Source organism: Mesorhizobium sp. WSM4848 (assembly GCF_055811375.1).
Genome location: NZ_JBVVPX010000009.1, coordinates 14,042 through 31,752 on the forward strand (window position 1 = coordinate 14,042; position 17,711 = coordinate 31,752).

The following is a 17,711-nucleotide window of genomic DNA, read 5'->3' on the forward strand; positions in this document are numbered from 1 at the left end:
AAAAAGAACCCGCCATGGAAAAAGGCCGTGTCCTGCTTGCCCTCACCGGTATCCATCCAGGCCGTTGGCGCGAACTCTTGGCGGTCGAACGCGAGGTGGTGCTCGAGCCTGAAGGCGCCAGCGATCCTTCGATCACCTATGCGGTGGTCTGGAAGCAGCGGCCGAACCTTCTGTCATCCCTGCCCAATCTGCACGCTGTCTTTTCGATCGGCGCCGGCGTCGACCACATCTTCGCCGATCCCACTTTGCCCGACGTGCCGATCGTCAAGGTCGTGGCCGACAATTTGACCCAGTACATGACCGAATATGTCGTCTGGCGGGTGCTCGATCATCACCGTCAAGGCATGCTCTACCGGTCGCAGCAGCAAAAGAAGATCTGGCACGAGCCGCCGCAGCGGCCGGCCGGCGACATCTCCGTCGGCATCATGGGGCTCGGCACGCTTGGCCGCGCGGCAGCGTCGGTGCTTTTGTCGCTCGGCTTTGCGGTCAATGGCTGGTCGCGCAGCGAGAGGCCGATGGACGGCGTTTCAACCTATGCGGGTGAGGCCGGATTGATCCCCTTCCTCAACGCCACCGACATTCTGGTGGTGCTGTTGCCGCTCACGCCGCAGACGCATGGCATCATCAATTACGGCGTGCTGAAGGAGTTGAGGAAACGCAACGGCCTCGGCGGCTCGGTGCTGATCAACGCCGGGCGCGGCAAGTTGCAGAAGGACGCCGACATTCTGCGTGCGCTGGAGGACGGCACACTCAAGGAGGCGAGCCTCGACGTGTTCGAGGTCGAGCCGCTGCCGAAGACCAGCCGGCTATGGAGCCACCCAAAGGTCTTCGTGACGCCGCATGCGGCGGCGACCTCCGATCCCGTGCATCTGGTGCCGATCATGCTGCGCCAGATGGCCGCGTTCGAGCGCGGCGAGAAGCTCGAGAACGTCGTCGATCGCAACTCGGGGTATTAACCCGGCTTGCCACATTCGCGGCGGGCGATCGACCGGTTCATGGCGTCAATCCGGCCGCTTGCCTGTTCGACGTCGCGCTGGGCCTTGGAGCGGGTGTCCAGCGTGAACGGGCCGAGGCCCACACCCGGATCGGAGAAGGACGGCTTGGCGTTCTGCGGAAGACGATATCGCTGCGCCAGCGCGTTGCGTTGCGCCAGCAATTGATCGCAAGGCACGCTGTCATATTGCAGCGAGGACTGGACGTTCGCATCCTGTCGCTCGGCGATCGAGGTGCCGACGCAGCCGGCTATTGCCAGGCAAGATGCCAAGACCACCAAGTTCCAGCGCATGCAACGTCCTCCGTGTTGGTGTCCTGCCCTTTCGGGCATGCGAATCGGACTTTTCGCTGCCGCCGCCACGTGTGGCGCAGGTGAACGAAAAGGGTCGCCGGACAAGGCCTGATGCGATTTCGTCATGGAGATCCCGCCGGCAGTTGCCTGTATGCCGAGTCAGCAGTCACTTGCAACAGGCTTCCCGCGCCGGAATAAGCAACTATCTTGGAGCCATGCGCGCCAGCGACCTGCTTCACCCCCGGCCCCAAGGCCTCTATTGCCCGCCCGGCGATTTCTTCATCGATCCGGTGCGGCCGGTCAGCCGGGCGCTGATCACGCACGGCCATTCCGACCATGCCCGTTCCGGCCACCGTTCGGTGCTGGCTACACAACAGACGCTGGACATCATGCGGCTGCGCTACGGCGAGGGTTTTGCCGGGACGACGCAAGCGGCAGCACTCGGCGAGGCGATTGCGCTGAACGGCGTCAGCGTAACCTTCCATCCGGCCGGCCATGTGCTGGGCTCGGCGCAGATCGAGGTCGTGCATCAGGGCTCATGCATCGTCGCTTCGGGCGACTACAAGCGCCAGGGGGACGCGACTTGCCAGCCGTTCGAACCGGTCAAGTGCGACGTGTTCATCACCGAGGCGACCTTCGGCCTGCCGGTGTTCCGTCATCCGCCCGATACCGAAGAGATCGCCCGCCTGCTGAAATCGACAGCGCAGTTTCCCGAACGCGCGCATCTGGTCGGCGCCTATGCGCTCGGCAAGGCGCAGCGCGTCATGCGCTTGCTGCGCGACGCCGGCTACGACAGGCCGATCTACATCCACGGCGCGCTGGCCAGGCTCAGCGATTATTACCAGAGCCAGGGCATCGAACTCGGGAGGCTGGAGCCGGCGACCGTCGAAAGCGGTGGCAAGCAGGATTTCACCGGGTCCATCGTCGTCGGCCCGCCATCGGCCTTCGCCGACCGCTGGGCGCGGCGCTTTCCCGATCCGATCTCGTGCTTTGCCTCCGGCTGGATGCGCATCCGCCAGCGCGCCAAGCAGGGCGGCGTCGAGCTGCCGCTGATCGTTTCCGACCACGCCGACTGGGACGAGCTGACCGCCACGATAAGGGAGACCGGCGCCGGGGAAATCTGGGTGACGCATGGCCGCGAGGAGGCGCTGGTGCGCTGGTGCGAACTCGAAGGCATCGCCGCGCGGCCGCTGCATCTCGTCGGCTATGAGGACGAGGGCGATTGATGGCGCTCATGGCCGACGCAGCGCTCTACGGCGCCCCCCTCTGGCCTGCCGGCCATCTCCCCCAGTTGGGGGGAGATTGGCAGCTTCTTCGCCGGCGCTCGTTCTGCAACGTTGATGGTTGGCGAAACCGGCGACACCATCCAATCTCCCCCCAAGTGGGGGAGATGTCCGGCAGGACAGAGGGGGGCGCGACAGAACGCGACGCTCGCCCATGGTTCTCACCATCATGAACCGCTTCGCCGAACTCCTCGACCGCCTCGTGCTGACGCCGTCGCGCAACGGCAAGCTGACGCTGCTGAGCGATTATTTCCGCAGCGTCGAGGACCCGGACCGCGGCCTGGCGCTGGCTGCCATCACCGGCGACCTGACCATCGCGGCGGTCAAGCCGGCTATGCTGCGCATGCTGGTCATGGAGCGCATGGACCCGGTGCTGTTCGGCTATTCCTACGACTATGTCGGCGACCTGGCCGAGACGGTGTCGCTGGTCTGGCCGCAATCGCCTGGGGATATCGCCAACCATCAACCGACGCTCGCCGAGGTCGTTGCGAAATTGCAGGCGGCGAGCCGTTCCGACGGGCCGCAGGTGCTGGCCCGGCTGCTCGACAGCGCCAGCATCTCGGCGCGCTTCGCCATCATCAAGCTGGTCACCGGCGGCCTGCGCATCGGCGTATCGGCGCGACTGGCCAAGCAGGCGCTGGCCGATCTCGGCAAGGTCGACATCGCCGAGATCGAAGAACTCTGGCATGGGCTGACGCCACCCTATGCCGAGCTGTTCGCCTGGCTGGAAGGCAAGGCAGAAAAACCCAAAAAGACAGCGCTGGCGCTGTTCCGGCCGGTGATGCTGTCCAACCCGATCGGTGACGGCGATCTCGAAAAGCTCGACCCGGCCGACTACGCCGCCGAGTGGAAATGGGACGGCATCCGCGTCCAGGCCGTGTCGGAAGGCGGCATTCGCCGGCTTTATTCGCGCACCGGCGACGACGTCTCCGGGGCTTTTCCTGACCTCGCCGAGGCGATGGATTTCTCCGCCACCCTCGACGGCGAGCTTCTGGTCGGCGACCCCTTGCAGGCGACCGGCACGTTCTCGGACCTGCAGCAGCGGCTGAATCGCAAGAGCGTGACGCCGAAGATCCAGCAGCAATACCCGGCGTTCATGCGCTGCTACGACGTGCTTCAGATCGGCGACGAGGACTTGCGCACCCGCCCTTTTCGCGAGCGGCGCGGCCGCCTCGAAGCCTTCGTGCAGACGCTCGATCCGAGCCGCTTCGATCTTTCGCCGCTGGTCGAATTCACCGACTGGCAGGCGCTGGAGGAATTGCGCCGCAAGCCGCTGCATCCGGTCATCGAAGGCGTGATGCTGAAGCGCTGGGATTCGCTCTATCTCACCGGCCGGCCGAAAGGCCCATGGTTCAAGTGGAAGCGCGATCCGCACACAATCGACGCCGTGCTGATGTACGCCCAGCGCGGCCACGGCAAGCGTTCGAGTTTCTATTCCGACTACACGTTCGGCGTGTGGTCCGGCCCGGAAGGGTCGGAGGAACTGGTGCCGGTGGGGAAAGCCTATTTCGGCTTCACCGACGAGGAACTGAGGCAGATCGACAAATATGTCCGCGACAACACGATCGAGCGCTTCGGCCCGGTCCGCTCGGTGCGGGCCGACCGCAGACAAGGCCTGGTGCTGGAGGTGGCGTTCGAAGGGCTTAACCGCTCGACACGGCACAAATCCGGCGTCGCCATGCGCTTTCCGCGCATTTCACGGCTGCGCTGGGACAAGCCGGCGGCCGAAGCCGATCGCATCGAGACGCTGCAGGCGCTGCTCGATAGTTAGAGCGACGTGCGTCCATTGGACGCACAAAGTACGCTCTAACACTTTTGGTTGTACGCATCGTGCTTTTCCGAAAATCGATTCCGATTTTCGGGCCGCTGCGTTGAGGCTCAAGGAACAATCGCGACGCGGATCTCGTAGATGTCGACCGACTTGCCCTGCTTGTCGAAGTCGGAATTGATGGCGATCGTGCCGGCAGCGCCCGGACGTTTGTCGGGAAAGCGCACATCGAACAGGTATTCGTTACGCTCGTGTCCGACCGCGTAGCGCTTGCGGCCGCAGTCGCCGAGTTCGCCGAAATTGCAGTCGACGGAGATCTGCGTCTCCTGGCCCTCCTCCGAGCGGGCGACGATGTCGAACGTGGCGTGCTTGCCGGCGAGTTTGTCCAGGACGCCTTGCTCGACGTCGAAGCTGATCGCCGAACCGGAGGCGCCAGACCGGATGCGCAGGAAAGAACCACTGTCGTCCTGCATGACTTCGGCCTTGGCATCCGAAGGCGCGCTGACTAGCGTCGGGTCGCTCGGTGAAAACACATTGATCCAGTCGCGCTCCGCCTCGCCGGAGTTCAGCGGCGGGGCGGTGTCGCTTGGCGGCGTGAAATCATCGTCTTCCACCGTCGGTGGCGTTTGCGGCGGGGCGGTGTCGAGTTCGGCCGCCGACTTGAAGACGCCGGTCTGGGCAGCGAAATAGAGGCCGATGCCGGCGGCCGCGAGCAGCGTCACGCCGAGGAAGATCGCGGTGAGAGGCAGGCGGGGGCCTCTCACCCGCCTGTCGTCGCGGTCGGGCATCACCTCTGCACCGCCGTCCCCGGCCGATGGAGGGGACGACATGTCGATCTCCGGCGCACCGGGAAAAACCGGTTCGGGCATGATATCGGGAACGACCGGCAAGACGCGCGAGCGCGGCGCATCGGAAGCTGGGGGCGCGTCGGAAGCAGGAGGCGCGACCGATGCAGGAGGCTCCGCCGGAGCGTCGACAACGACCTCAGGCGGCGGCGCCGGTTCAGCGTCGGCGCCGGCATCCGGTTCGGCATCGGCCTGGGGTTCGGCATCGGCATCGGCTTCGCTGCCAGCTGGCTGTTCCACCGCCGGTGCTGCAGCGTCGTCATCGGTCGGCCGGCCGACAGCGGGAACCGCCGGCAGGAATTCGGATTCGATTTCGGTGATCTTGGCCTGCACCGCCTTGCGGCGCTTGATGGCGACTTCCACCGTCACGTTCGGGTTGGCCTGCAGGGCACGATCAAGTGCGGCGAAGGCCGATCGGTAGACCCGCTCGCGAAACGCGCGGTCTTCGGCATTGCCTTTCTCGAAGGCATTCCGGATCGCTTTTTCGATCGCGTCCAACGGGGACCCCTCTGCACGTACGGTCACATTGTCATGATCGTTAGCCGCAGGCGACCGATCAATCAACGGGCCAGCGACCGCATTCTGCCCTGGTGATGCATCCAAAGCCGATTTCGGCGGTTTTCGGTAAAGGAATCAACATTTTTCGCCGGTTTCCCGATGCAGCGCCAACGCGACCACACGCAACCTGGCGTTGAGGCTTCGCGCGACCTGATGGCGAGATCGGTGAGCGGTCGCCCATAGGCCCGGGATGAGCCGGCACGAATTGCCAAGTCCCATCTTGAATTTGTGGCGGGTTGCGTCTATCACCCAGCGCATCTTGGAGGCCTTGGCTTCCCGGGCCGCTTTAGCTCAGTTGGTAGAGCACATCATTCGTAATGATGGGGTCAGGTGTTCGAGTCACCTAAGCGGCACCACTAATCCACTGATATCATAGCGCTTTCTGCAGTATCGAAACGCAACGTTTCGAATGATTTCAGAAGTGTGCCGAAAAGTGTGGCCGAGATGATATTCGGCCGTTTCCAGACGCCTTCCGCGCCGCATCACTGCGACGCTGCTGCCAGTGACAGTCGCAATATTTTTCCCGCTGGCTCGTCGGTCAACGCCATGACCGCGCCGTCGGGAGCCTGCACCACGTCGCGGATACGCCTTCCGAGAGCGAGGACTTCCTCGCCGGCGACCTGCTTTCCGTCAATCCTGACGCGAACGATGCCTTCCGCCGACAGTCCGCCAATCAAGAGGTCGCCTCGCCAATCGGCAAACATGTCGCCGGTGTAGAAGGTCATGCCGGAAGGCGAGATGACGGGTGTCCAGCTATGGATGGCGTCGGCGAACTCCGGGCGCGTCGACGGATCGGGGATGCGTTTGCCCGAATAATGCCGGCCCCAGCTGACCACGGGCCAGCCGTGATTCCTGCCAGCTTCCGGAATGTTCAGCTCATCGCCGCCGAGCGGTCCCATTTCCGCCGTCCAGAGCACGCCGGTTTCGGGATGGAGCGCAGCACTTTGCACATTGCGATGACCGTAGGACCAGATCTCGTCGGCGCCGTCCTTGCCGACGAAAGGATTGTCGTCAGGCACCGAACCCTCGGGATTGATGCGGACGATCGTGCCGAGATGATTATTCGGGTCCTGCGCCTGCCGCATCTTGAAGCGCTCGCCGAGCGTGACGAAGAGCTTGCCATCCGGCGCGAATACCAGGCGGGAACCGTAGTGGTTCCGGCCGGAAACGGCTGGTTCCTGCCGGAAGATCACTTCGAAGTTCGAAAGCGCGCTGCCGTTCTTATCCAGACGTCCACGGCCAACGGAGGTGGCCGCGCCACCGCCGCGTTCCTCCGAGTAGGAGAGATAAACCGTCCGGTTGCTGGCAAAGTCCGGATCGAGCGCCACGTCCAGCAGGCCGCCTTGTCCGCCGGCGAGGACGTCCGGCACACCTCCGATCGGATCGGAAACGGCGCCGTCGGTCGAGACGAGCCGCAGCCGCCCCGGACGCTCGGTCACCAGCAACGCGCCATCGGGCAGGTAGGTCGCGCCCCAGGGATGCTCGAGCCCTTCGGCAAACGTCTCGACCGCAACGCGGCCTATTTCGCTGTCGATGCTGCTGTCCTGCGCGAGCGAGGGCGCTGCGAAGGCAAGAAGAAGAGATGAAGCAATGAATATCCGCAGCATGATTTCTCCATCCGAAAAGAGGCATGGGGAGGAGCCGCCCGCTCCCGGATATAATGACCGACTGCCGATGCAGTTCCAAACCGGCGCGCGCCCGGGTTTTCAGCTATGGTCAGGTCCGCGTCGACGAGAGCCCAGCGCCTGGCACGCTCAGCACGCCTCTCCAGAAAAAGAAGGAAAATGAGCGCCAACTGAAACCAATTGAGACACAACTGAAACACAACCGGGCGCAGGCGACATGCATGCGAAACGCTTTGGGGCGATGGTCGCCGCAAGACCAGGAACCAGGAGCGTCGCCGATGACACCCGACCAGATCAGACTTGTCCAGGACAGTTTTCGCGAGGTCGTGCCGATCCGCGTGGCCGCCGCCGCGCTGTTCTATGAGCGCCTGTTCGCGATCGACGCGGATCTTCGCGCGCTGTTTCCGGTGACAGACATGACCAAGCAAGGCGCCAAGCTGATGGCGAGCCTCGGCTTCGTCGTACATGGACTGGAACGTGCCGACACCATCCTGCCGACGGTGCGCGTGCTCGCCAAGCGTCACGTGACCTACGGCGTCGAGGAGCGTCATTACCCGATCGTCGGGCAAGCGCTCGTCGAGACGCTGGCGGCCGGCCTCGGCACGGCTTTTACGCCGGCTGTCCGCGAGGCTTGGGAGGCGGCCTACGGGTTGCTCGCCAGCGTGATGATCGCGGCTGCCCGTGAGGATCAGCTCGCCGCGTAAATCAAATCGGATGCAGCCGAAGGCGAGCATCCACCCAAACGACAATTCCAAATGGAGAGAAACACCATGTTCAGATACACAGCACTTGCGGCGCTTTGCGTCGCGGCAGGTTCCGCTTCTGCAGGCGAACTCACGGCCCGTCAGGGTGGGACCGTCGATCTCGGCAATTTTCACGGCGTCGTCTACTATACGGAGGCGGATGACGGCTACCGGGTGGTCACCACGATGGCGGCGGGCGAAGAAAACCTGCCAGTACGCTTCGTCGCGACCCTCAGCGAGGGCCAGGCGTTCGTGATCTCGGTCCCGGGCGCGTTGGCAGGGGCCGGCCAGGCACTCGAAATCTCGCGCGCCCAAGGCAAGCTCGTTGTCGCCAAGGTGGAGTCCACCCAGTAAACCATGGGTGTCGCTGTGGTCCTTGATGAGTCGGCGCCCTGAACCTCTGCATGGACTGGGCACCGCGATTGCGGGGCGTCAGGCGGCTTTCTTCTTCGCCAGCCGCGCCTTGATGCTGGCGACGTCGGCGCGCGGCGTCGCCGCGAACAGCGTCTTGGTGTAGCTGTGCTTGGGGTCGGCAAAGACCTCGTCGCGCGAGCCGTATTCGACGGCCTCGCCATAATACATGACCATCACGTCGTCGGCGATGTAGCGCACCACAGACAGGTCGTGGCTGATGAAGACGTAGGTCAGCTCGAACTCGTCCTGCAGGTCGGCGAGCAAGTTGAGCACCTGCGCCTGCACCGACAGATCGAGCGCCGACACCGGCTCGTCGAGCACCAACAGGCTCGGATTGAGCATCAGCGCGCGGGCAATGGCGATGCGCTGGCGCTGGCCGCCCGAGAACATATGCGGGTAACGGTTGTAATGCTCGGGTCCGAGGCCGACCTTCTTCAGCATCTTCATGGCGAGATCGCGCCGCTCGCCGGCCGGCGTGTCGGTGTTGATGAGCAGCGGCTCGCCCAGCACGTCGCCGATCTTCTGGCGCGGATTGAGCGAACCATAGGGGTTCTGGAAGACGATCTGCACCTTGCGGCGCATCTCCTTCGTCAGCCCATCCCTGGCGATGTCGACCTTGTTGCCGTCGATGAAGAGCTCGCCTGCTGTCGCGGGATCAATCAGGGTGATGATGCGGGCGAGCGTTGACTTGCCGCAGCCGCTTTCGCCGACGATGGCGAGCGTCTTGCCCTTGTCGACACTGAAGGAAACGCCCTTGACCGCGTGCACCGTGCGCGAGGGACGAAACAGGCCGCCACCGACATGATAGTCGCGCACGATGTTCTTGCCTTCGAGAACCGTCACACTCATGACGCGGCTCCCGTTGCGGGCCCGCTTCCCGCAGCAGAGGGGGCCGGTTCGAACAGCATGTCGGAAATGGTCGGCAGCCGGTCGCCGACGGCGTTTTCCGGCAGCGCCGACAGCAGCGCGCGCGTGTAGTTGCTCTTCGGCTGCTCGAACAGCGACAGCACGTCGGCCTCCTCCATCTTGCGGCCCTTGTACTGGACGATGACGCGGTCGGCGGTCTCGGCCACGACGCCCATATTGTGGGTGATCATGATCAGCCCCATGCCGTATTTGGCCTGCAGGCCGACCAAAAGATCGAGGATCTGCTTCTGGATGGTGACGTCGAGCGCGGTGGTCGGCTCATCGGCGATCAGCAGCTTCGGATTGCAGGCTATGGCGATGGCGATCATGACGCGCTGGCACTGGCCGCCCGACATCTGGTGCGGGAACGAGTTCAGCCGCTCTTCCGGATCGGCGATGCCGACCAGCTTCATCAGTTCGATGGCGCGGGCCCGACGCTGGGCGCGGTCCATGCCCAAATGGAAGCGCAGCACCTCCTCGATCTGGAAGCCGGCGGTGAAGCATGGATTGAGACTGGCGATCGGCTCCTGGAAGATCATCGAAATGTCCTTGCCGACGATCTTGCGGCGCTCGGACGGGCTGAGCTCGAGCAGGTCGACGCCGTCGAAGGCCATGCGGTCGGCCTTCACTGTCGCCGTGTTCGGCAACAGCCCCATCACCGCCAGCATCGCCACCGATTTGCCGGAGCCGGATTCGCCGACGATCGCCAGCACCTCGCGCGGCTCGATCGACAGGTCGATGCCTTGCACCGCCATGAACGGTCCGGCGGCGGTATCGAACGACACGGTAAGGTTCTTGATCTCGAGAAGAGGCATGGTCACGACCTCTTCAGCTTGGGGTCGAAGGCATCGCGCAGGCCATCGCCGATCAGGTTGATGGCGAGCACGGTGATCAGGATGGCAAGGCCGGGGAAGGTCACCACCCAGGGCGCGCGCAGGATGAACTCGCGCGCCGTGGCCAGCATGGTGCCCCATTCCGGCGTTGGCGGCTGCGCGCCGACGCCAAGGAAGCCGAGAGCCGCGGCCTCGAGAATGGCGTTGGAGAAGGACAGCGTCGCCTGCACGATCAGCGGCGCCATGCAGTTCGGCAAGATCGTCTTCACCATCAGCCTGAGATGACTGGCACCGGCCACCTTGGCGGAGATCACATATTCGCGGTTCTTTTCGGCCATCACCGCCGCACGGGTGAGCCGCGCGAAATGCGGCTGCAGCACCAGCGCAATCGCCAGCATGGCGTTGAACAGGCCGGGTCCGAGGATCGCCACCAGAACCAGGGCAAGCAGCAGCGACGGGAAGGCCAGGATGACGTCCATGACGCGCATGATCAGCGTATCGACCCAGCCGCGGAAATAGCCGGCGAGCACGCCGAGGACGATGCCGCTGGTCAGCGAGAAAACGACGACGACCAGACCGATGAACAGCGAGAACCGCGCCCCGAAAATCAGCCGCGAAAGCATGTCGCGGCCAACGGCGTCGGTGCCGAGCAGGAACATCGATCTGCCGCCCTCCTGCCAGGCTGGCGGCGCCAGCAGCGCATCGCGAAACTGTTCGTCAGGCGAATGCGGCGCGACCAGCGGCGCGAAGATCGCCACCAGCACCAGGGCAGTGAACACGACCAGGCCGATGACGGCGCCGGTGTTCATCGAGTAGTAATGCCAGAACTCGGTGAAGGCGCGTTGCCGGCCGCCGGTCGGAATGGAGGCGGCGGTGGCTTCTGCCGTGGTTTGGTCGGTCATCTCACTGCACCCGGATACGTGGGTTGATGACGGCATAGAGCACGTCGACGATCAGGTTCACCGCCATGACGATCAGCGCGATGATCAGCAAGCCGCTCTGAACGACAACATAGTCGCGCTTGGCGATCGCGTCGATCATCCACTTGCCGATACCGGGCCAGGAAAAGATCGTTTCGGTCAGGATGGCGCCCGCCATCAGCGTGCCGACCTGCAGGCCGATGGTGGTGACGACGGGGATCAGCGCATTGCGAAAAGCGTGGAGCCCGATGACGCGACGCGGCGCCAGGCCCTTGGCGCGGGCGGTGCGGACGTAGTCTTCGCCCAGCACCTCCAGCATCGCCGACCGCGTCTGGCGCGCTATGACGGCGAGCGGGATCGTCGCCAGCACGATCGCCGGCAGGACAAGATGACTGGCGGCGGACCTGAACGCGCCGCTCTTGCCGGAGATCAGGCTGTCGATCAGCATGAACCCGGTCGTCGGCTTGAAGAAATATTGAAGGCCGATGCGGCCGGAAACCGGCGTCCAGCCGAGATAGCCGGAGAAAAAGATGATGAGCAGCAGCCCCCACCAGAAGATCGGCATCGAATAGCCGGTCAGCGCCACGCCCATCGTCGCCTGGTCGAACCATGATCCGCGCTTGACCGCGGCGAAAATGCCGGCGGGAATGCCGATGAGCACGGCGATGATCAGCGCGATCGTCGCCAGTTCCAGCGTCGCCGGAAACAGCGCCTGGAATTCACCGAGCACCGGCCGCTTGGTGGCGAGCGATATGCCGAAGTCGCCGGTCAGGACCCTGCCGATATATTCCAGATATTGGACGACATAAGGCCTGTTGTAGCCAAACCGCTCGACAAGCTCGGCGTAGCGTTCCGGGCTGACGCCGCGCTCGCCGGCGAGCGCCGTGATCGGGTCGCCCGGCAAAAGCCGGACGAAAGCGAACGCCGCCAGCGATATGCCGAACACGGTCGGGATGATCAAGGCGAGCTTGTGGAGGAGATAACGGAGCATCTTGCTTCATAGAACGGCGGCGCTTCAAGTCCAGCGTCGCCGTTCTATTTCTCAGCGTTATTCGGCGACGTCGACGCCGTCGAACCGATGAATGCCGAGCGGATCCATGACGAAGCCGGTAACTTTCTTGTTCATCGGCATGAAGACCTTGGAATGGGCGATGGTCAGCCACGGCGCCTCACGCTTGAAAACGACCTGAGCCTCCTCGTAGATCTTGGTGCGCTCGGCGACGTCGGTGGTCGCCTTGCCCTTCTGCAGCAGGGCTTCGAACTCCTGGTTGCACCAGATCGCATAGTTGGACTGGCCGATGGCATCGCAGCCGAGCAGGAACAGGAAGTTGTCCGGGTCGCCATTGTCGCCGGTCCAGCCGAGCTGGAAGGCGCCGTCACGGTCCTTCTGCTTGCCGCGTTCGCGATACTCGGTCCATTCGTAGCTGACGATCTCGGCCTTCACGCCGATCTTGGCGTAGTCGGCCTGGATCAGTTCCGCGACCCGTTGCGCGTTCGGATTGTACGGGCGGCTGACCGGCATTGCCCAGATCTTCATCGACAGGTCCGTGACGCCGGCATCCATCAGCATCTTCTTGGCCGCGTCCGGATCGTACGGATCGTCCTTGACCTCCTTGTTATAGGACCACATCGTCGGCGGGATCGGGTTTATCGCCGCCTGGCCAGCGCCCTGATAGACGGCATCGAGAATGGCCTGCTTGTTGACGGCCATGTTGAGGGCCTTGCGGACCTCGACCTTGTCGAAGGGCGCCTGCGTCGTGTTGTAGGCCATATAGCCGATGTTCAGGCCTTCCTGCTCGTCGACCTTGAGGTTCGGGTCGGCTTTCAAGCCGGCAATGTCGGCCGGCGCCGGATACGACATGATATCGCACTCGCCTGCCTTCAGCTTCTGCGCGCGCACGGCCGGATCGGTGGTGATGGCGAAGATCAGATCATCGACCTTCTGGCGGCCGCCATAGTAGCCGTCCCATGCCGCATAGCGGATGACCGCATCGACCTGGTAGTCGACGAACTGGAACGGACCGGTGCCGATCGGCTTCTGGGTGAATTGCTGCCTGGAGCCGGCCTTGTCGAGCTGGTCGGCATATTCCTTGGAGACTATCGAAGCGAAATCCATGCCGAGGTCCGGCAGGAAAGCGACCTCAGGCTTGTTCAGCACGAATTTCACCGTCAGGTCGTCGACCTTGCCGATCTCCTTGAGCAGATCCGGGAAGCCCATCCCGGCAAAATATTCCCAGCCGGTGCCTGCCAGATAGTCGAACCACGGGTTTTCCTTCTTCCACTGGCGCTCGAAGGAGAAGATCACGTCGTCGGCGTTGAGATCGCGCGTCGGGGTGAAATAGTCGGTGGTCTGGAACTTCACGCCCGGCCGAAGCTTGAACGTGTATTCGAGACCGTCGTCGGAAACCGTCCAGCTCTCAGCGAGGCCGGGTGTGATGGTGGTTTTGCCGTGCTCGAACTCGACCAGGCGCGAATAGATAGTGCGCGACGATGCGTCGAAATCGTTGCCACCGCTCCACGGCGACGGGTCGAAGCCGGCCGGCGCCGCCTCCGAGCAGTAGACCAGCTGCTTGGCATTGGCCATGCCGCCGAGGACGCTTGCGGCCAGCAACGCGGCCGCAAAAGTCAGTTTCTTTTTCATGGAGGACTCCCTGATGTTCTTCCAAGCCCCTCTATCAGGCTCGCGAAGCGCGCATATAAGCACCGTTTTTCCGGCTTTGGAACACCTGGTTTGCCTACCCCATGGGAAGCAGAATTTCATTCTTCGCACTCGCCGAAAGAGGGAATGAAATGTCAAAACTCATCGATCACAATATTGTTAACGACTGCATTTTTTTATCATCTCCAGCGCATCCGACGGTGAGGAACCCGCCGCCTTCGGCTTGTCATTGGGCGCGGACGATTTCTTCCCAGCTTGCCGCAGGGGCAGACTTGCACGGCTGCCGATAGTCGCCATACATAGATGCAGGCTGGATTTCCTGGTTGCCTCAGCAACGGAGGACGTCTCTGTCATTCGGAGGCGACGCGGCGGGCGGAGACAACAAGAAGAATCGAGGGAGGGACGAGTGGCAAAAACACCAAGGACGACGGCACCAGCGACAGCCAAGGCCAAAACTGCTGCGAAACCGGCCAGCCCCGACAAGCCCCCGACAAGCCAAAGGCCAAAAGCGCCGACGGCCAAAGCCAAGCCGAAGGCGGCCGCCATGCCCGCTAAAACCAATGAATCCGCGAAGACCAATTCCGCGAAGATCAATGCATCCGCGAAGGCAGGCGCAAAGCCCGCCGCCGCCAAACCAGCGGCGAAGGCGGCGCCGACAACGGCTTCATCGGCGTCAAACCCAGGTCCGGCCAAAACATTGCCGAATGCGGCTGCCGCCGGATTGGCGGAAAAACCCTGGCTCAAAAGCTATCCGAAAGTCGTTCCGGCCGAGATCGGCGCTCTGCCCTTCGGCTCCATCGGCGATCTGCTCGCCGACGTCTGCAAGCAGTACGCCAGCCGGCCCGCCTTTACCTGCATGGGCAAGACCGTCAGCTATGCGGAAGTCGAGCGGCAATCGGCCGCCTTCGGCGCCTATCTGCAATCGACGGGGCTGCCGAAAGGCGCACGCGTGGCGCTGATGATGCCGAACGTCCTGCAATATCCGGTGGCGATGATGGCAGTGCTGCGCGCCGGCTATGTCGTGGTCAACGTCAACCCGCTCTACACGCCGCGCGAGCTGGAACATCAGCTCAAGGATTCCGGCGCGCAAGCCATCGTCATTCTCGAGAATTTCGCCAACACCTTGCAGGCGGTGATCGCCAAGACAGCGGTCAAGCATGTCGTGGTCGCGGCGATGGGCGACATGCTTGGCGGCCTGAAGGGGACGATCGTCAATCTCGTGGTGCGCCGCGTGAAGAGGATGGTGCCGGCCTGGTCGCTGCCGGGCCATGTCAAGTTCAACGACGCGTTGAAGGCAGCCGCCGGCATGAATTTCAAGCCGGTGAAGGTCGCTGCCGACGACGTCGCCTTCCTGCAATATACCGGAGGCACCACCGGCATCTCGAAGGGCGCGGTGCTGCTGCACAGGAACGTGCTGGCCAACGTCGCGCAGAACGCGCTGTGGATCGAGGACGCCTTCACGGTCAAGCCCAAGCCGGCGCATCTCAACTTCATCTGCGCGCTGCCGCTCTATCATATCTTCGCGCTGACGGTGAACGCCCTGATGGGCATGCAGTTGGGCGGCCAGAACATACTCATTCCCAATCCGCGCGACATTCCCGGCTTCGTCAAGCAACTCGGCAAATACCCGATCCACATCTTTCCAGGCCTCAACACGCTGTTCAACGCTCTGCTCAACAATGAGGATTTCCGCAAGCTCGACTTCAAGCCGCTGATCCTGACGCTGGGTGGCGGCATGGCGGTGCAGAAGGGTGTCGCCGAACGCTGGAAGGCGTTGACCCGCTGCCCGGTCACCGAGGGCTATGGGCTTTCGGAAACCTCGCCGGTGGCCACCGCCAACACGTTCAGCGATGGCAACTTCACCGGCACGATCGGCCTGCCGCTGCCCTCGACCGAGATCGCCATCCGCGACGAAGACGGCAACGATTTACCGCCCGGCGAGGTCGGCGAGATCTGCATCCGCGGACCGCAGGTGATGGCCGGTTACTGGAACCGGCCGGACGAGACCGCCAAGGTGATGACCAAGGACGGTTTCTTCAAGTCGGGCGACATGGGCTTCATGGACGAGCGCGGCTACACCAAGATCGTCGACCGCAAGAAAGACATGATCCTTGTGTCCGGCTTCAACGTCTATCCGAACGAACTCGAGGAAGTGGTGGCGCTGCATCCGGGCGTGCTCGAAGTGGCCGCGATCGGCGTGCCGGACGAGCATTCAGGCGAAGTGCCGAAGCTGTTCGTCGTCAAGAAGGACCCGTCGCTGACCGCAGAGGTGCTGACTGTGTTTTGCCGCGATAACCTGACCGGCTACAAGCGGCCAAAATACATCGAGTTCCGGACCGAACTGCCAAAGACGCCGGTGGGCAAGATCCTGCGGCGGGCATTGCGGGAATAGGGACGACTTTGGCCGATAGCCTTATTGTCGATGACGCGGCGGATACGCTTTCCCGTCCCGATCCGCTGACGTTCATTAGGGCGAACATGCGTATCGCCCCTGTTCCGGCACTGCCCGAAATCCGCCTTTACACAGCCCATCCGGCAAGCGGGCTGTGGCGGCTCACGCGTCCCGAAGCACGAGCAGCCGAGCCGGCAGGAGAAGAATCCGAAGCCGACGAGGACGGGCCCGAGCCGCAGCCTCCTTACTGGGCCTATGCCTGGGCCGGCGGCGCGGTGCTTGCCCGCTACATCCTCGATCGGCCGGAGACCGTGGCTGGGCTTCGCGTGCTCGATATCGGCGCCGGGTCCGGCCTCGTCGGTATCGCCGCGGCAAAGGCCGGCGCCAGCGAAGTGATTGCATCCGAGATCGACTGCAACGGCGTCGTCGCGCTCGGTCTCAATGCGGCGGCGAACGGCGTCGCAATCGCGGTCGTCGGCGAGGATATCACCGCCGGGCCGCCGCCGCCGGTGGACGTCGTGGCAGCCGGCGACTTGTTTTACCGGCAAGACCTCGCCGACCGGGTCATCCCCTTCCTCGACCGCTGCCTGGCCGCCGGCATCAATGTGCTGATCGGCGACCCGGGCCGCGCCTACCTGCCCCGCTCGCGGCTTCGCCAGTTGGCCGAATACCAGGTGCCGGATGTCGGCCAAGGCGCGGCGACGAAGCCGAGCGGCGTCTTCTCGTTCGAGCCGGAGCAACTCGGAGGCGAGTTCAGATCGTCTCCTTGACCCTTGCCGAAAGAAAGTCGGGCAGATTGGCAACCGAATCCAGAATGACGTCGGCGATCTGCGACAGCGATTCCCGCGTCCCGGTGCCGGAGAGCACGCCGATCGCCAGACCGCAGCCGCCGGCCCGCGCCATCTCCAGATCGTGGCGATTGTCGCCGACCACGGCGATCGCGGCGGGCCTCAGGCCGGTCAGGTCCGAGAAGGCGAGGATCGTGTCGGGCGCCGGTTTCGGATTGGCCACCGCGTCGTAACCATAGGCGGCGTCGAACAGCTGCGCGACACCCAGCGTCAGCAATGTCTTCTCCGCGCCAGTGGTCGAATCGTTGGTGGCGACGCCGAGCCGGTAGGATTTCCTGTGAAGGACGCCAAGCGTCTCGACGATGCCCGGCAGCGCCACCGCCATCGACGAGCCCTGCACCGAGGTGATCTCGTTGAAGCGGGCGACGGCAAGCATCTGGTCTTCATCCGACAGCCGCGGAAACCAAAGCTCGACGACATCCATGTTGGTGCCGGAGGCAAAGATGGAATCGGGCTTGAAGCGTTTGGTGGCGAAATCGTAGCCCGCCGCGGCAAGCAGCCTGTCGGCCTTCCAGCGGTCGCCCTCCGCCGCATCCATTGCCATGAAATCGGCAACGCCGAGCCACGTCGCGTTGAAATCGACAAGGGTGCCGTCCTTGTCGAACAATATTCCCTTGATCTCTGCCAAGCCG

Annotated in this window: 17 protein-coding genes and 1 tRNA gene; 8 read left to right on the forward strand and 10 right to left on the reverse strand. The window is 63.6% G+C overall.

Annotated features, from left to right (window positions below; translation table 11 throughout):
• The first annotated feature begins 14 nt into the window (after window positions 1–14).
• Window positions 15–956 (forward strand): 2-hydroxyacid dehydrogenase, encoded by a 942-nt coding sequence (locus tag AC0L16_RS11105; RefSeq protein ID WP_473620718.1) that lies wholly within the window; start codon window positions 15–17, stop codon window positions 954–956.
• Here AC0L16_RS11105 and AC0L16_RS11110 read toward each other — a convergent pair.
• On the reverse strand, window positions 953–1,285 hold the full coding sequence (locus AC0L16_RS11110; protein WP_473620719.1) for a hypothetical protein: 333 nt from the start codon (window positions 1,283–1,285) through the stop codon (window positions 953–955). The two genes, AC0L16_RS11105 and AC0L16_RS11110, sit on opposite strands and share 4 nt — an antisense overlap.
• Window positions 1,286–1,500: 215 nt before the next feature.
• On the opposite strand from AC0L16_RS11110, the gene AC0L16_RS11115 reads away from it, so the two are divergent.
• Window positions 1,501–2,511 carry a ligase-associated DNA damage response exonuclease gene (locus tag AC0L16_RS11115; protein WP_473620721.1) on the forward strand — a complete coding sequence of 337 codons (1,011 nt, stop codon included), beginning with the start codon at window positions 1,501–1,503 and terminating at the stop codon, window positions 2,509–2,511.
• Between the two features lie 226 nt (window positions 2,512–2,737).
• The gene (locus AC0L16_RS11120) at window positions 2,738–4,339 is read left to right on the forward strand and encodes a cisplatin damage response ATP-dependent DNA ligase (RefSeq protein ID WP_473620879.1); all 1,602 of its coding nucleotides are present in this window, start codon (window positions 2,738–2,740) and stop codon (window positions 4,337–4,339) included.
• A gap of 107 nt (window positions 4,340–4,446) precedes the next feature.
• Here the strand turns inward: AC0L16_RS11120 and AC0L16_RS11125 are convergent, their stop codons facing one another.
• Window positions 4,447–5,679, reverse strand: coding sequence for a hypothetical protein (locus tag AC0L16_RS11125; RefSeq protein WP_473620722.1), 1,233 nt, complete (start codon window positions 5,677–5,679; stop codon window positions 4,447–4,449).
• A gap of 340 nt (window positions 5,680–6,019) precedes the next feature.
• Between AC0L16_RS11125 and AC0L16_RS11130 the strand changes: the two genes are divergently transcribed.
• Window positions 6,020–6,095 (forward strand) — tRNA-Thr (locus tag AC0L16_RS11130).
• Window positions 6,096–6,221: 126 nt separating this feature from the next.
• Here AC0L16_RS11130 and AC0L16_RS11135 read toward each other — a convergent pair.
• Window positions 6,222–7,346, reverse strand: a complete 1,125-nt coding sequence (locus tag AC0L16_RS11135; protein ID WP_473620724.1) for a PQQ-dependent sugar dehydrogenase — start codon at window positions 7,344–7,346, stop codon at window positions 6,222–6,224.
• Window positions 7,347–7,642: 296 nt separating this feature from the next.
• On the opposite strand from AC0L16_RS11135, the gene AC0L16_RS11140 reads away from it, so the two are divergent.
• Both AC0L16_RS11140 and AC0L16_RS11145 read left to right on the forward strand, forming a co-directional pair.
• Window positions 7,643–8,068 (forward strand): globin family protein, encoded by a 426-nt coding sequence (locus AC0L16_RS11140; protein ID WP_473620725.1) that lies wholly within the window; start codon window positions 7,643–7,645, stop codon window positions 8,066–8,068.
• 66 nt (window positions 8,069–8,134) lie between these two features.
• Window positions 8,135–8,461 carry a hypothetical protein gene (locus AC0L16_RS11145; RefSeq protein ID WP_473620727.1) on the forward strand — a complete coding sequence of 109 codons (327 nt, stop codon included), beginning with the start codon at window positions 8,135–8,137 and terminating at the stop codon, window positions 8,459–8,461.
• Window positions 8,462–8,539: 78 nt separating this feature from the next.
• On the opposite strand, the gene AC0L16_RS11150 is transcribed toward AC0L16_RS11145, so the two are convergent.
• From AC0L16_RS11150 to AC0L16_RS11175, 6 genes are all read right to left on the reverse strand, one after another.
• Window positions 8,540–9,370, reverse strand: a complete 831-nt coding sequence (locus AC0L16_RS11150) for a dipeptide ABC transporter ATP-binding protein (protein ID WP_473620728.1) — start codon at window positions 9,368–9,370, stop codon at window positions 8,540–8,542.
• Entirely contained in the window at window positions 9,367–10,242 is an 876-nt protein-coding gene (locus tag AC0L16_RS11155) for an ABC transporter ATP-binding protein (protein ID WP_473620880.1), read from the reverse strand. The genes AC0L16_RS11150 and AC0L16_RS11155 overlap by 4 nt, the downstream gene beginning before the upstream one ends.
• A gap of 2 nt (window positions 10,243–10,244) precedes the next feature.
• Entirely contained in the window at window positions 10,245–11,162 is a 918-nt protein-coding gene (locus AC0L16_RS11160) for an ABC transporter permease subunit (protein WP_473620729.1), read from the reverse strand.
• Window position 11,163: 1 nt separating this feature from the next.
• Window positions 11,164–12,171: an ABC transporter permease subunit gene (locus AC0L16_RS11165; protein ID WP_023802897.1), complete on the reverse strand. Its 1,008-nt coding sequence runs from the start codon at window positions 12,169–12,171 to the stop codon at window positions 11,164–11,166.
• 57 nt (window positions 12,172–12,228) lie between these two features.
• A complete protein-coding gene (locus tag AC0L16_RS11170; RefSeq protein WP_473620731.1) occupies window positions 12,229–13,821 on the reverse strand; it encodes an ABC transporter substrate-binding protein in 1,593 nt (530 codons plus the stop codon).
• A 177-nt stretch (window positions 13,822–13,998) separates the two neighbouring features.
• On the reverse strand, window positions 13,999–14,583 hold the full coding sequence (locus AC0L16_RS11175; protein ID WP_473620732.1) for a hypothetical protein: 585 nt from the start codon (window positions 14,581–14,583) through the stop codon (window positions 13,999–14,001).
• On the opposite strand from AC0L16_RS11175, the gene AC0L16_RS11180 reads away from it, so the two are divergent.
• A complete protein-coding gene (locus AC0L16_RS11180) occupies window positions 14,561–16,231 on the forward strand; it encodes a long-chain-fatty-acid--CoA ligase (protein WP_473620734.1) in 1,671 nt (556 codons plus the stop codon). The genes AC0L16_RS11175 and AC0L16_RS11180 overlap by 23 nt on opposite strands.
• Window positions 16,232–16,239: 8 nt before the next feature.
• Window positions 16,240–17,001 (forward strand): class I SAM-dependent methyltransferase, encoded by a 762-nt coding sequence (locus AC0L16_RS11185; protein WP_473620735.1) that lies wholly within the window; start codon window positions 16,240–16,242, stop codon window positions 16,999–17,001.
• Here the strand turns inward: AC0L16_RS11185 and AC0L16_RS11190 are convergent.
• Window positions 16,985–17,707, reverse strand: a complete 723-nt coding sequence (locus AC0L16_RS11190; protein WP_473620736.1) for an HAD family hydrolase — start codon at window positions 17,705–17,707, stop codon at window positions 16,985–16,987. The two genes, AC0L16_RS11185 and AC0L16_RS11190, sit on opposite strands and share 17 nt — an antisense overlap.
• Window positions 17,708–17,711 lie beyond the last annotated feature (4 nt).